This window comes from Streptomyces sp. CB01635 (genome assembly GCF_002803065.1).
GTDB lineage: Bacteria > Actinomycetota > Actinomycetes > Streptomycetales > Streptomycetaceae > Streptomyces.
The window spans coordinates 84,058-97,126 of record NZ_NNBL01000022.1; the positions used below are offsets into that span (position 1 = coordinate 84,058).

Genomic DNA, 13,069 nt, shown 5'->3' on the forward strand with positions numbered 1-13,069 from the left:
GCGGGCGGTGGGGAGCCTCCGGCTGCCGCACGGCGCTCGCCAGGGCGTTGCTCAGCCCCACACCTCTGCCACGCCCGCCACATGCGCCGTCGCCTGTTCCCGGCCTGCTCGGGCCGACGGGGCACGGTGGGTCGGGTCGAGGCTGTTGTGGCCCATTGCCTTTCTGGTGGTGCGGTTCGGGGTGATGAGGGTGACTCTCGCCCCGCCCGCTGTGAGGCGTTCCGCCTGGACGCGGGCCGATTCGAGGGTGCCGCCGCCCGCTGCGATCGGGGCGATGATCACGACGCGGTCGTGGCCTTCGGCGAGGTGCGCGTTGGCCGGGGAGCGGACACCGCCGTCGATCCAGCGGCTGTCCTCGAACGTGACCGGCGGCCAGACGCCCGGCACGGCGCAGCTGGCCGCGACGGCGTCGACCAGGCCGACGCCGCTGCCCCGGTCGAGGACACGGAACTCGCCGGTCGTCGCCCGTACCGCCGTCACCAGGAACGGCCGCTCGGGCCAGCTGTGTGAGACGAGCCGCCCCGCGATGACCGCGCGGCGCGTCGCCTCCTCCGGGGTGTCGGCGGCCAGCGCGATGTGCCCCGCCTTGCGGCCGAAGTCCTCGGGGGTACGGGAGGTGAGCGCGGCGCGGGCGTGGCGGAGGGTGGCGGCCGGACTCAGATGTCCGGGGATCTCCCCTACGGGCGCGGCGAGTTGGCGCTCGTACAGCTCGGCGGGGGTGAGTCTGCCGGAGGTGAGCTGGGCGCCGACGACGGAGCCCGCGGAGGTGCCGATCACGGTGTCGGCGTCCCACAGATCGGCACCGGCCTCGGCGAGGCCGTGGAGGATTCCACAGATCCAGCCGATGCCGGAGAGGCCGCCGCCCCCGAGTACGAGTGCCCTGCCCGCCACGTGAGACCTCCTTGCCGGCGCCGGCGTCCAGTGTGGCCGACGTGCGCCCGCCCGCCTCCCGCGGGGTGCGGGAGGCGGGCGGTGCGGTTCAGCCGACGGAGCTGACGGTGCCCGCGCCGACGGTGCGCCCGCCCTCGCGGATCGCGAAGCCGAGGCCCGCCTCGAGGGGCATGTCGCGGCCGAGCTCGACCGTCATCGTGACGGTGTCCCCTGGCCGGGCGACGGCGGTCTCGCCGAGGTCGATGTCGCCGACGACGTCCGCGGTCCGCAAGTAGAACTGCGGGCGGTAGCCGGTGGCGACCGGTGTCGTCCGGCCGCCCTCGGCCGCCGAGAGGACGTACACCTGGGCCGTGAAGCGGCGGCTCGGGCTGACGCTGGCGGGGGCCGCGACGACGTCACCGCGGCGGACCCCGTCGCGGGGCACGCCGCGCAGCAGTAGCGCCACGTTGTCCCCTGCCTGCGCCTCCTCCATGGGCTTGCCGAAGGTCTCCAGGCCGGTGACCACGGTCGCCGCCGCGTCGGTGTCCGCGCCGAAGATCTCGACGCGGTCGCCGACGCGCACCCTGCCGCGCTCGACGGCCCCGGTGACGACCGTGCCGCGCCCGGTGATGGTGAGCACGTTCTCCACCGGCAACAGGAACGGCGCGTCCACGTACCGCTCGGGCATGGGCACATACGTGTCCACGGCGTCGAGCAGCGCGTCGATCGCCCCGGTCCAACGGGGGTCGCCCTCAAGGGCCTTGAGCCCGGAGACCCGCACCACGGGGACCGAGTCGCCGCCGTACCCGTGCGCGGAGAGCAGCTCGCGGACCTCGAGCTCGACGAGGTCGGTGAGCTCCTCGTCCCCCGCGTCCGCCTTGTTCAGCGCGACGACGATGTGGTCGACGCCGACCTGGCGGGCGAGCAGGACGTGCTCGGCGGTCTGCGGCATGACCCCGTCGAGCGCGGAGACGACGAGGATCGCCCCGTCGAGCTGCGCGGCCCCGGTGACCATGTTCTTGACGTAGTCGGCGTGGCCGGGCATGTCGACGTGCGCGTAGTGGCGGGTGTCGGTCTCGTACTCGACGTGCGCGATGTTGATGGTGATGCCGCGGGCGGCCTCCTCCGGGGCGCGGTCGATGCGGTCGAAGGGCACGAACGTGCCGGCGCCGCGCTCGGCGAGGACCTTGGTGATGGCGGCGGTGAGGGTCGTCTTGCCGTGGTCGACGTGGCCCATGGTGCCGATGTTGAGGTGCGGCTTGGTGCGCACGTATGCCGTCTTGGGCATGACTGGGTGGTTCCTCCCGGAACGTGTTCCTCAACGGAACAGGGTGTGATGGCCTCCTTGATGAGGCGGGGACCCCGGAGTCCTACCGACCCTCCCCCTGCGGGGTCCGCCGGAATGTCCGGAGAGGGTCAGCTTCGGGCGCCGTCTGCTGCGGCGGCCAGGAAGACGGCAGCCTTCGCAGCGTCCGCGACTGCGGACGTGGCTGCGGGGAAGGCGTGCCGGAACATGACGCCGATCATTGCCTACCGAACGGCGCAGGTCGAATGGTTTTCCGGCGGGCCGCTCGGCCCTGCCTCCCGTGGGGCGTAAGGGAGTTCAGGGGCCGATGTTCTTCAGGGCCTCGCGCACGGACAGAGGCGCGAGCCGGTCCCGATGGGCGGCGACGAAGGAACGTACGGCATCGGGGTCGGTCTTCGCGTACTCACGCAGGCACCAGCCGATGGCCTTGCGGATGAAGAAGTCGGGGTGCGGGGCCTGGCGCAGGCAGTAGCCGAAGAGGCGCTCCGTGTCGGTCGTCTCCTTGCGGCGGAGCTGGTGCAGGAGCGCGGTGCGGGCGATCCACAGGTCGTCGTCCTCGATCCACGCGTCCATGTCCTTCTCAAGGCGCGGGTCGGCCGCGACGAGCGCGCCGACGACGTGCGCGGCGAGCAGGTCGACGGTGTCCCACCACGGGACCGTTGACACCAGGTGCCGGGCGACGGGCAGGAAGCCGGACGAACAGCGGCCCACGTACCGGCGCAGGTAGTCCACCGCGAAGTACGCGTACTCGCGCTCGGGCAGCTCCCAGCAGCGCAGCGCGAGCGCGGTGCAGTCGGCCTCGTTCGGGCGCGGGGCCCCGGCCAGGACGGTGCGCGAGAGTGCCCGACGGACGGGGGTGGTGAGACCGAGAAAGGGGGCCACGTCCTTCATGTACGCGCGCATCTGCCCGGCCCGCTCGGGGTCGGCCGCCGTGGGGTACACGGAGGTGAGCCTCTCCAGCAGAGTGTCGGCCGGCGCGCTGCGCGGGACTGTGACGGTCATGCGACACAACCCTACGGCGCACATACATATCGGTCGGTTAGTCTCCCCGGATGCCCGACACCGTCGCGACACGTCCCGAGGGACTCGCCGCCGCCCGGCCGGCGGGCCTTGCCCTGCGCTGCACGAGAGTTCTGCTGTCTCCATGGTCTCGGCTGTCGCTCCTGGTGGTGCTGCTCGCCGCGGGCGGGACGATGGTGTTGCTCCTCCAGCCGCAGAGACTGCTCGCGGACGGCTGGCCACCCCGGATGAGCGGCGCCGCCGCGGTTGTCCTGTTCGGTGTCGCGTACGGCCTGTGCACGGTGGCCTTCGTTCCCCGGCCGCTGCTCAACCTCGCGGCGGGCGCGCTGTTCGGTTCGCAGCTCGGCACTCTTGCGGCGCTCGGTGGGACGGTGCTCGGCGCCGGAGTGGCGTTCGGGCTCGGCCGGGTGCTCGGCCAGGAGGCGCTGCGGCCCCTCGTTCGCGGCCGCTGGCTGAAGGCGGCCGACGGGCAGCTCAGCCGGCACGGCTTCCGGTCGATGCTGGCGGCACGGACGTTTCCGGGGGTGCCGTTCTGGGCGGCCAACTACTGCGCCGCGATCTCGCGCATGCGCTGGGCGCCCTTCCTTCTCGCCACGGCGATCGGCTCGGTCCCGAACACGGCGGCCTACGTCGTCGCCGGGGCCAGGGCCTCGACGCCGACGTCGCCCGCGTTCCTGATCGCGATGGGTTTCATCGCGCTGACCGGCCTCGCGGGTGCGGTGGTCGCGTGGTGCAAGCGCGACCGCCTCCGCGGCTGACACACCCCTGGAAGCCCACCGGCTCCCCTGCTGACGCGCCCCTGGAGATTCAGAGCGCTTCCAGGACGGTCGCGTTGGCGAGCCCGCCCGCCTCGCACATGGTCTGGAGTGCGTAGCGTGCGCCGCGGGCGCGCATCGCGTGGACCAGGGTGGTCATCAGACGGGTGCCGCTCGCGCCGAGCGGGTGGCCGAGCGCGATGGCGCCGCCGTGCACGTTCAGCTTCGCCGGGTCGGCGCCGGTCTCCTGGAGCCAGGCGAGGACGACGGCCGCGAACGCCTCGTTGACCTCGAACAGGTCGATGTCGCCCAGCTCGAGACCCGCCTTGCGCAGCACCTTCTCGGTGGCGGGGATGACGCCGGTGAGCATCAGGAGCGGGTCCGAGCCGGTGACGGCGAAGCTGTGGAGACGCGCGAGCGGGCGCAGGCCGAGCCGGGCGGCGTTCTCGCTCGTGGTGATGAGGACGGCGGAGGCGCCGTCGTTGATGGGGCTCGCGTTGCCCGCGGTCACCGACCAGTCGATCTGCGGGAATCGCTCGCCGAAGTGCGGGTCGTAGTAGGCGGGCTTGAGCCCGGCGAGGATCTCGGCGGTGGTGCCGGGGCGCACGGACTCGTCGCGGGTGACGCCTTCGAGGGGCGCGACCTCGGCTTCGAAGAGCCCGTTCGCCCAGGCCTGGGCGGCCTTGCGGTGCGACTCGACGGCGTAGGCGTCCATCGCCTCGCGGGACAGTGACCACTTGGCGGCGATCAGCTCGGCGCTGATGCCCTGCGGGACCAGACCTTCCGGATAGCGCTCGGCGACGCCGGGACCGAACGGGTCGGCGCCCTCGGTCACGTTCGAACCCATCGGTACGCGGCTCATGGACTCCACGCCACCGGCGATGACCATGTCGTAGGCGCCGGAGATGACGCCCTGCGCGGCGAAGTGCACGGCCTGCTGGGACGAGCCGCACTGACGGTCGACGGTCGTGGCGGGCACGGACTCCGGGAATCCCGCCGACAGGACGGCGTACCGGGTGGTGTTCATGGCCTGCTCGGCGACCTGGTCGACGGTGCCGCCGATGACGTCGTCGATCTGCGCGGGATCGATCCCGGCGCGCCCGACGAGGGTCCGCAGGGTGTGGGCGAGGAGTTCGACGGGGTGGACATGTGCGAGCGTCCCGTTCGGCTTGCCCTTGCCGACGGGGGTGCGTACGGCTTCGACGATGACTGCGTCACGCATGGTGCGGGCCTCCTTGGCCGACGGGTCGGCGCCCGGCGCCCGGCGCCGATTACCAGTGAGTAGGAAAACTGAACTCACCATAACCCCGTGGGTTGGAAAAGCAAACCCTCGATTACACTGGTGCGCATGCCAGCCGCCAAGGACCCGCGCCCCTGCTCGATCGCCGACACGCTGGCCGTGGTCGGCGAGAAGTACTCGCTCCTGGTCCTGCGCGAGGTGTGCCTCGGCAACGGACGCTTCGACCAGCTGGTGCGCAACATCGGGGCGCCGCGCGACGTCCTCGCGACGCGTCTGCGCCGTCTCGTCGACGCGGGAATCCTGAAGAAGGTCGCCTACCAGGAGCGCCCGCTGCGCTTCGAGTACCGGCCCACCGCCGCGGGGCTCGAACTGGAGCCGGCCCTCATGACCCTCATGGCGTGGGGCGACCGCCATCTGCGCGACGACGGCGACCGCCCGATGGTGATCGAGCACGCCTGCGGCAACGAGCTGGTCGCCGTAGTGACCTGCTCCGCGTGCGGCGACGCCGTCCGCCACGAGGACCTGAGCGCCCATCCGCAGGCCCCGGGCTGGACCAAGGCGGGACCGGCCGCGGCGTAGCTGCCGCCCGAGTGGAGAGGCCCTGTCGTCGTCTCTTCATACAAGGGCGCTACGCTGCCCCACGGCGGGCGCCCTTCCATTTCCGTACCCCTTGACCAGTACGGCCTCGCCCGTCCGTCCTTTCTCCGTGTCCGCCTCTGGCCTGCGCGTCTGCGGTCAGCTCACGTCAGCACTTGGATCGCGTAACTTCATGTCTTGGTTCGAATCATTCATCCTCGGACTCGTCCAGGGGCTGACCGAGTTCCTGCCCATCTCGTCGAGCGCGCATCTGCGGCTGACCGCGGCCTTCGCGGGCTGGCACGACCCGGGAGCCGCGTTCACGGCGATCACCCAGCTCGGCACGGAGACGGCGGTGGTGATCTACTTCCGCAAGGACATCGCGCGGATCATCTCCGCGTGGTTCCGCTCCCTCACGAACAAGGCGCTGCGCAGCGACCACGACGCGCAGATGGGCTGGCTCGTGATCGTGGGATCGATTCCGATCGGCGTGCTCGGTGTCGCGTTCAAGGACCAGATCGAGGGCCCGTTCCGCGATCTGCGGCTGACCGCGACGACCCTCATCGTGATGGGCATCGTCCTCGGCATCGCGGACCGTCTCGCCGCGCGCGACGAGGTCGGCGGCAAGCACCGAGCGGTGCGGGAGCGCAAGGGCCTCAAGGACCTGAGCGTCAAGGACGGTCTGATCTACGGCGTCTGCCAGGCCATGGCCCTGGTCCCCGGAGTCTCGCGCTCCGGCGCGACCATCAGCGGCGGTCTCCTCATGGGGTACACCCGTGAGGCCGCGGCCCGTTACTCGTTCCTCCTCGCGATCCCCGCGGTCCTCGCCTCCGGGGTCTTCGAGCTGAAGGACGCCGGCGCCGACGGGTCCGTCTCCTGGGGCCCGACCGTCTTCGCGACGATCATCGCCTTCGGCGTCGGGTACGTGGTCATCGCCTGGTTCATGAAGTTCATCTCGACCAAGAGCTTCATGCCGTTCGTCTACTACCGGATCCTGCTCGGCATCGTGCTGATCGCGCTGGTGACGGCGGGCGTCCTGAGCCCGCACGCCGGGGAGTCGGCGGGCTGACCGGCCCGGCTTCCGCCGGACGGGCCAACCCCCGCGCCACTTCCCTACCTCGGCTGCGCCTCCCACGGCCAGCGCGCGTCGCCGCCCCGCTCGACGAGCGGGATCAGACGGAACGCCTGGTCCGTGAGGCCGCCGAACGCGTGCCGGTTCGCGCCGCCCGAAGGGGTCGCGCCCACCTTGTACCCGGCCATGTTCCACATGTGGACCGGCACGTCCCTCGGCACGAGCGTGTCGATCTCGGTCTCGGCCATGCCGCCGAAGCCCTCGGCGTTCGACGGGAACCAGCCGGGCCGGGTCTGCTCGTCAGTGACGACGACCACTCGGTCGTGCCCGGAGAAGTGCTTCTTCACCGCGGTCGGGATGTCGGTGCCTGAGATCTGCCCGAACCTCTCGACGAGCCGCAGCACACTGCCGCCCCTCCGGAAGTTCAGACGCCGGCTCTCCATCCCGAACTCGACGAGCGTCGGCAGCTCCGCGCGCATCGCGAGCGCGGCGCCGAACACCGCCGCCTGCTCGGCGAGGGGGATGTCCGAGCGGTGCGGCGTCGACCATGCGCAGCCGGGAAACATCGACGGCGACCGGTCCACCAGGATCAGCGAGCGGCCGGGCAGCGCGGGCACACCGGCCAGCGAGTGCGCGAGCGCCCGCTCCAGAGCGTGCCCCCAGCGCAGCGACGGGGCGTGCTTGTACGCGGCCCAGAAGCGGAACGGGAACATGCGCGAGCGGCGCACCTCCTCCGGGTCGGCGAACCGCGCCGCCACCCGCTCCGCGACCTCGTCCGAGACACCGGCCTCGTCGAAGCTGCGCAGGTTCCGCGCGAGAGCCATCAGCCCCATGGACGGGATGACCGCCTCCCACGCCGCCGCGTCCATCGGCCGCTGCAGCCACCCCGCCAGGGACTCCCAGGTCATGGCCGCCGCGGCGAGCCGGCCGGCGTCCGTGGTGAGCAGCGCGTGGCGCTCCTCCACCGGTACGCGCATCAGCCGCTCGCGGGCGCGCAGAGTACGCAGCCGCTCCGGGATCTCCTCGGCGTTGCCGTGCCTGCGGTCGAGGGCGTGCTGGAACAGGTCGCCCTGCCACGGCTTGTCGGCGGCGGGCGCCGGGTGCGCGAGATTGAGGACGTCACCGAACCGGTAACCCTTGGAGTCGGTGTCGTACTTGAGGAGCGAGCGCTCGTTGTAGAGCCGCTGGACGGCGTCGGCGATGCCGCGCTTCACCGGCTTCGGCAGGCGCCGCCCGTACCGCGACGTCCAGTAGCCGAGCAGCTCGCCCGGCTCGTCGGCGCGCTGGAGGACGCTGTCGACGACCTGACGGGAGTGGCCGGGCTCGCCCGCGTCGATGCGGGCCTTGACGAACTCGGCGGCGCCGACGAGCGCGGCGGTCCGCATGTTCCCCTCGCCGCGCAGCCAGCCGAGCAGGCCCGCGGTCCACTCCGGGTCCTCGACGGCGAGCTGCCGTACGAGGGTGCTGTACCGGTCGTCGCGGTCGTCCGCGGACTCGTAGAAGGCGCCCGTGGCGACGAGGTTCGAGACGGCGAGCAGGAACAGTTCACTGCGCGCGTCGCGCAGGTATCCGGTCGCGCCCTCGTGCGTGCGCGCCCTCTCGCCCGTCACGGTGGCGATCGGCGACCGGCCCACCGGGCGGGTGCCGCGGGTGTTGAAGCGTGCCATGAGGCGGCCCCTCTCCGTGGAGGGGAGGCACCGCGTGCGGGCACACCGAATCGGGGCGCGGCCCTGCTGTGTGCCTCCCGAGATCAAGTCGGCCCGCGGCGTGCGTTCATGAGAAGAAGTAGCCGCGGGCCCGCGCACCGGGAGGTGCGTGACGTGTGCTGCCCAGAGATCAAGATCGGTGCAGGTACAAGGTGCTCTGCCAGCTGAGCTACGCCGGCCCGAAGCCGACGACGGGACTCGAACCCGCGACCACCCCATTAACAGTGGAAGTAACCCGCTCCTTCGCACCTGGGCATGCTGCAACTGTAGTGACGGGACGCGACGCTGCCACCTGGTTTTTCGCCGGGCCGGTCCGAGCACGATCGGTCCCTCCCCGACGGCCCTTGCCAGGGACTGGCAGCCAACTGATCGATGTTTCCGATCACTTGGCGAATATGTTCCGTCGCTTAGGGTTCCCAGTGGGCGGCACGCACCCTAGCCTTACCGCATGCCGCTTGAGTGTTCGGGTTCCGCGCGGTCTGCCGAGGAAGTCAACGAGCAGATCCGCGGGTTGTGGTTGCGCGCGGGTGGCCGGCTCTCCACCGAGCAGCGCGCTCAGTACGCACGGCTCGTCACCGAGTGGGCGATCGCGGTCCGTACGGAGGTCGTCGAGGCCGCGGCCTGACATCCCGTCAATTCTGAGTCCGGTTCGGCCTTGTCGATCTGCCTGTCACCGGACTTCGGCGTTCCAGCGCCAGGACGTGAGCCGCTCCACGCCGGGCAGATCACCGCGCCCCGTCGCCCACAGCAACGTACGCCAGGGGTCGTCGCCCTGCGGCGCGTCGGGGAACAGCCGGGCGAGTGCCCTGGCGCAGAGGCCGGCCGGCGGGGCCCAGTCGAGGCCGAGGCCCTCGGCGATGTCCTGCGTGTGGACGAGGGTCTCCACGACGCCCATCGCGCCGAAGCCCACGGGATCCGAGAGGCCGAACACATGGTGGGCGCGGGTCTCGGGCGCGGCCGTCCGCACCATCGCGACCAGCAGGGCGCCGCTCGCGTCGATCACCTGGAGCAGTCCCGCGGGGCCCGCGTCGCGGTTCGCGAAGATGACGTTCGCGGGGCCGCCCGGACTGCGGCGCGTCCAGACGAACGGCACCTCGGTGTCCAACGGCGGCTTCGACGGACCGAGTTGGGCCGCGTACGCGAACAGGTCGTCGGCCAGATGCTCGGCCGTCTCCCAGCAGTCCCACTCCAGCGAGCCGGCCCTGACGCTCCAGTCGGCGGACGGCGCCCCGCCGAAGGTGTCCAGCGCGAGCCGCACGGAGTGCGCGAGGTCGTCGGCGGCGGTCTGTGAGGCGCTCTCTGAGGACATGGCGAGAAGGTACCAATGATCACTGTCGCGGACTCCCCCGTCGCGCCCCTTGGATCTGCGGTTCCGGTGCCCAAGACTGACGCAATGACACAGCGCGTAGAACTCGCCACCGTGATGGACCGACTCGCCATCGAGGAGCTGATCACCGACTACGCGGTGTCCGTGGACGACGGGGACTGGACGGCGTACCGCGGACTCTTCAGTCCGGACGGGCGCGCCGACTACCGGCGGGCCGGCGGCATCGAGGGCAGCGCGGCCGAGATCACCGAGTGGCTGACCCGGACGATGGAGCTGTTCCCCATGCGCCAGCACCTGATCGTCAACCGGCGCCTGCGCTTCGGGCGCCTCGACAACGACACCGGCGACACGGCCGACGTGCAGGCCGACTACATCAACCCGATGCGGTTCGCCGGCGACGGCGCAGGTACCGCCGCCGATGCTCCCTCCGGCGCGCCCGACTTCGTGTGCGGCGGCCGCTACGCCTTCGCCCTCGTGCGGACGCGCTCCGGCTGGCGGCTGGGCGGGGTGACGGTGCACGAGAAGTGGCGCCGCACGGAGGGCGCCGCGGCGGCCACCACGCGCTGACGCGACCGCCCCCCGATGCCCACTGTCAAAGATCGTCCCCGGCGCGCACACTGAAGGCACGTACCGGGCGTCGGACGACGAGGGAGGCGACGCATGGACGGGTCGGGCGGGAACGGTCGGTCGCGCTCGTCAAGTACGACGCAGGCGTGGCCGGTGTCGGCGGTTCCGGCGTCGTGGACGGCGCCCGCCGCGTCGTGGCAGGGCATCGCTCCCCGCCTCGCGGCGTCCCCCTGGTGGCGCGGCGTCGCCGCCGTTTCGGCGGGCGCGCTGCCCGCCCTCGCGTTCCCGGCTCCGTCGCTGTGGTGGCTGGCGTACGTCGCGCTGGTGCCGTGGATGCTGCTGGCCCGCTCGGCCCCCACGCCGCGCCGCGCGGCCCTCGACGGCTGGCTCGGCGGACTCGGGTTCATGCTGTCGGTGCACCACTGGCTGCTGCCGAGTCTGCATGTGTTCACCGTCGTGATCGCGGCGCTGCTCGGTGCGCTGTGGGCACCCTGGGGCAGGCTGCTGCGGCGGCTGCTCGGCGGCACGCCCACGCGTGGGCAGGCGGCCGCCGCCCTGGTCGCGGTGCCTTCGGCGTGGCTGATGGTCGAACTGGTCAGGTCCTGGCAGGGGTTGGGCGGCCCGTGGGGGCTCATCGGGTCGAGCCAGTGGCAGGTGCAGCCCGCCCTGCGCGTCGCATCGGTGGGCGGGGTGTGGCTGGTCAGCCTGCTCGTCGTGGCGGTGAACACCGCGATCACGGTCCTCCTCGTGGCGCGCAGCGCCCGTACGCCCGCGGTGGCGGGGCTTCTGGTGACGGCCACGGTGACGACGGTCTCCTGGGCCTGGGCCCCGCGGCCCGAGCCGGACGGCCCGGTCAGGGTCGCCGTCGTCCAGCCGGGCCCCATAGGCGGCGCCGACAGCGGCGAGAAGCGCTTCGACCGGGAGGAGGAGCTGACCCGCGGCCTGGCCGGGCAGGGCGTCGACCTGGTGGTCTGGGGCGAGAGCAGCGTCGGCTTCGACTTCTCGCAGCGGCCGGACCTGGCGCGCCGGCTCGCGGCGCTCTCGCGCGAGGTCGGCGCGGACATCCTGGTGAACGTGGACGCGCGCCGCGTCTCCCCCGGCGGCGCCCCCGGCATCTTCAAGAGCTCGGTCCTCGTGGGCCCGGACGGCCTCACGGGGCAGCGCTACGACAAGATGCGGCTCGTCCCCTTCGGCGAGTACATCCCGGCGCGCGCCCTGCTCGGCTGGGCCACGTCGGTCGGCAAGGCCGCGGGCGAGGACCGGGTGAGCGGGACCCGGCAGGTCGTGATGGACGCGCGGTCCGCGCGGGACAGCGACCTGCGGATCGGCCCTCTCGTGTGCTTCGAGTCGGCGTTCCCCGACATGACACGGCGGCTCACGCGCGACGGGGCGCAGGTGCTGCTCGCGCAGTCCTCCACGTCCACGTTCCAGCACAGCTGGGCCCCCGAGCAGCACGCGTCGCTCGCGGCCGTACGGGCCGCGGAGACGGGCCGTCCGATGGTGCACGCGACGCTGACCGGGGTGTCGGCCGTGTACGGCCCCGACGGTTCACGCGTCGGTCCGTGGCTCGGCACGTCGGCGAGCGCGGCCCGGGTCTACGAGGTGCCGACGGCGCACGGCACGACGCTGTACGTGCGGTTCGGGGACTGGCCGGTGCACGCGGCCGTCACCGTGCTCGCCCTGCTGGGCGCGTCGGAGGCCGTCCGCCAGTTCAGGCGGCGAACTGCTGCACCTCACGTACGACCTGCTCGCACAGCACATGCGTCTCCAGCGCGTCCTTGGCACTGAGGACCTTGCCCGCGCGCACGCCGTCGAGGAAGCCGAGGACCACCTGCTCGATGCCTCGCTGGCGGGCCACCGGCACCCAGTCGCCGCGGCGGCGCACGGTCGGCTGGCCCTTGTGGTCGATGACTTCGGCGAGGTTGACGACCTGGCGCTTGGTGTCCTGCCCGGAGACCTCGAGGATCTCCTCGGTCGAGCCGCTGAGCCGGTTCATGACGCCGATCGCCGTGAACCCGTCCCCGCCGAGCTGGAGCACCACGTGGTGCAGCAGGCCGTCCTCGACCCGGGCGCGCACCGACACGTCGTCGATCGGCCCGGGCACGAGGTAGCGCAGGGTGTCGACGACGTGGATGAAGTCGTCGAGGACGAGCGTGCGCGGGTCCTCGGGCAGCCCGATCCGGTTCTTCTGCATCAGGATCAGCTCGCGGGGGTGCTCGGCGCACTGCGTGTAACCGGGCGCGTGACGGCGGTTGAAGCCGACGGTGAGGCTGACGCCGCGCTCCTCGGCGAGCCGCACGAGGCGCTGCGAGTCGGCGAGTTCGTAGGCCAGCGGCTTGTCGACATAAGTGGCGACCCCCGCTTCGAGCAGACGCGTCACGATCTCGGGGTGGACGGCGGTCGGCGCGTGCACGAACGCCGCGTCGAGCCCGTGCGCGAGCAGCGCGTCCAGGTCGGTGTGCCGGCGCTCGGCGGGGATGTGGTGCGTGTCCCCGACCAGTTGGAGCGTCGCGGGTGTGCGGGTCTGCAGATGCAGCTCGACCCCCGGCAAGGTGGTGAGCACCGGCAGATACGCCTTCTGCGCGATGTCTCCGAGTCCGATGCAGCCGACCTTCACGTCCGTCTTCTCC

Annotated in this window: 13 protein-coding genes; 6 read left to right on the top strand and 7 right to left on the bottom strand. The window is 72.0% G+C overall.

Annotation, left to right across the window (positions count from 1 at the left end; genetic code table 11):
• Positions 1-51 precede the first annotated feature (51 nt).
• The 3 genes from CG723_RS35260 to CG723_RS35270 all read right to left on the bottom strand — a co-directional run bounded on the left by CG723_RS35260 (position 52) and on the right by CG723_RS35270 (position 3,178).
• Complete coding sequence (locus CG723_RS35260) at positions 52-891, bottom strand: patatin-like phospholipase family protein (protein WP_100597598.1); 840 nt, start codon at positions 889-891, stop codon at positions 52-54.
• An 88-nt stretch (positions 892-979) separates the two neighbouring features.
• The gene (tuf, locus tag CG723_RS35265) at positions 980-2,158 is read right to left on the bottom strand and encodes an elongation factor Tu (protein ID WP_100597599.1); all 1,179 of its coding nucleotides are present in this window, start codon (positions 2,156-2,158) and stop codon (positions 980-982) included.
• Positions 2,159-2,473: 315 nt separating this feature from the next.
• The gene (locus CG723_RS35270; protein ID WP_100597600.1) at positions 2,474-3,178 is read right to left on the bottom strand and encodes a DNA alkylation repair protein; all 705 of its coding nucleotides are present in this window, start codon (positions 3,176-3,178) and stop codon (positions 2,474-2,476) included.
• Positions 3,179-3,228: 50 nt separating this feature from the next.
• On the opposite strand from CG723_RS35270, the gene CG723_RS35275 reads away from it, so the two are divergent.
• Positions 3,229-3,954 carry a TVP38/TMEM64 family protein gene (locus tag CG723_RS35275; RefSeq protein ID WP_100597601.1) on the top strand — a complete coding sequence of 242 codons (726 nt, stop codon included), beginning with the start codon at positions 3,229-3,231 and terminating at the stop codon, positions 3,952-3,954.
• Between the two features lie 49 nt (positions 3,955-4,003).
• Here the strand turns inward: CG723_RS35275 and CG723_RS35280 are convergent, their stop codons facing one another.
• A complete protein-coding gene (locus CG723_RS35280) occupies positions 4,004-5,173 on the bottom strand; it encodes a thiolase family protein (protein ID WP_100597602.1) in 1,170 nt (389 codons plus the stop codon).
• A gap of 126 nt (positions 5,174-5,299) precedes the next feature.
• On the opposite strand from CG723_RS35280, the gene CG723_RS35285 reads away from it, so the two are divergent.
• A complete protein-coding gene (locus CG723_RS35285) occupies positions 5,300-5,770 on the top strand; it encodes a winged helix-turn-helix transcriptional regulator (protein WP_100597603.1) in 471 nt (156 codons plus the stop codon).
• 190 nt (positions 5,771-5,960) lie between these two features.
• Positions 5,961-6,836, top strand: a complete 876-nt coding sequence (locus CG723_RS35290; RefSeq protein ID WP_100597604.1) for an undecaprenyl-diphosphate phosphatase — start codon at positions 5,961-5,963, stop codon at positions 6,834-6,836.
• 44 nt (positions 6,837-6,880) lie between these two features.
• Here CG723_RS35290 and CG723_RS35295 read toward each other — a convergent pair whose 3' ends face one another.
• Positions 6,881-8,506, bottom strand: a complete 1,626-nt coding sequence (locus tag CG723_RS35295; RefSeq protein ID WP_100597605.1) for a TROVE domain-containing protein — start codon at positions 8,504-8,506, stop codon at positions 6,881-6,883.
• A gap of 487 nt (positions 8,507-8,993) precedes the next feature.
• Here CG723_RS35295 and CG723_RS47115 point away from each other — a divergent pair, with 487 nt between their 5' ends.
• Positions 8,994-9,170: a hypothetical protein gene (locus CG723_RS47115; protein ID WP_199842015.1), complete on the top strand. Its 177-nt coding sequence runs from the start codon at positions 8,994-8,996 to the stop codon at positions 9,168-9,170.
• A 45-nt stretch (positions 9,171-9,215) separates the two neighbouring features.
• Here the strand turns inward: CG723_RS47115 and CG723_RS35300 are convergent, their stop codons facing one another.
• On the bottom strand, positions 9,216-9,854 hold the full coding sequence (locus CG723_RS35300) for a maleylpyruvate isomerase N-terminal domain-containing protein (RefSeq protein ID WP_100597606.1): 639 nt from the start codon (positions 9,852-9,854) through the stop codon (positions 9,216-9,218).
• Between the two features lie 84 nt (positions 9,855-9,938).
• On the opposite strand from CG723_RS35300, the gene CG723_RS35305 reads away from it, so the two are divergent.
• Positions 9,939-10,439, top strand: coding sequence for a nuclear transport factor 2 family protein (locus CG723_RS35305; protein ID WP_100597607.1), 501 nt, complete (start codon positions 9,939-9,941; stop codon positions 10,437-10,439).
• Positions 10,440-10,532: 93 nt separating this feature from the next.
• Positions 10,533-12,227 carry an apolipoprotein N-acyltransferase gene (gene lnt / locus CG723_RS35310; protein ID WP_100597608.1) on the top strand — a complete coding sequence of 565 codons (1,695 nt, stop codon included), beginning with the start codon at positions 10,533-10,535 and terminating at the stop codon, positions 12,225-12,227.
• Here the strand turns inward: lnt and CG723_RS35315 are convergent.
• Positions 12,151-13,056 (bottom strand): Gfo/Idh/MocA family protein, encoded by a 906-nt coding sequence (locus CG723_RS35315; protein WP_100597609.1) that lies wholly within the window; start codon positions 13,054-13,056, stop codon positions 12,151-12,153. The two genes, lnt and CG723_RS35315, sit on opposite strands and share 77 nt — an antisense overlap.
• Between the last annotated feature and the right edge of the window lie 13 nt (positions 13,057-13,069).

Bases quoted from the DNA above. Each gene is read 5' to 3' on its own strand.
- tuf (WP_100597599.1), bottom strand. From the start codon at position 2,158: ATGCCCAAGACGGCATACGTGCGCACCAAGCCGCACCTCAACATCGGC.
- CG723_RS35270 (WP_100597600.1), bottom strand. From the start codon at position 3,178: ATGACCGTCACAGTCCCGCGCAGCGCGCCGGCCGACACTCTGCTGGAG.
- CG723_RS35275 (WP_100597601.1), top strand. From the start codon at position 3,229: ATGCCCGACACCGTCGCGACACGTCCCGAGGGACTCGCCGCCGCCCGG.
- CG723_RS35280 (WP_100597602.1), bottom strand. From the start codon at position 5,173: ATGCGTGACGCAGTCATCGTCGAAGCCGTACGCACCCCCGTCGGCAAG.
- CG723_RS35285 (WP_100597603.1), top strand. From the start codon at position 5,300: ATGCCAGCCGCCAAGGACCCGCGCCCCTGCTCGATCGCCGACACGCTG.
- CG723_RS35290 (WP_100597604.1), top strand. From the start codon at position 5,961: ATGTCTTGGTTCGAATCATTCATCCTCGGACTCGTCCAGGGGCTGACC.
- CG723_RS35295 (WP_100597605.1), bottom strand. From the start codon at position 8,506: ATGGCACGCTTCAACACCCGCGGCACCCGCCCGGTGGGCCGGTCGCCG.
- CG723_RS47115 (WP_199842015.1), top strand. From the start codon at position 8,994: ATGCCGCTTGAGTGTTCGGGTTCCGCGCGGTCTGCCGAGGAAGTCAAC.
- CG723_RS35300 (WP_100597606.1), bottom strand. From the start codon at position 9,854: ATGTCCTCAGAGAGCGCCTCACAGACCGCCGCCGACGACCTCGCGCAC.
- CG723_RS35305 (WP_100597607.1), top strand. From the start codon at position 9,939: ATGACACAGCGCGTAGAACTCGCCACCGTGATGGACCGACTCGCCATC.
- lnt (WP_100597608.1), top strand. From the start codon at position 10,533: ATGGACGGGTCGGGCGGGAACGGTCGGTCGCGCTCGTCAAGTACGACG.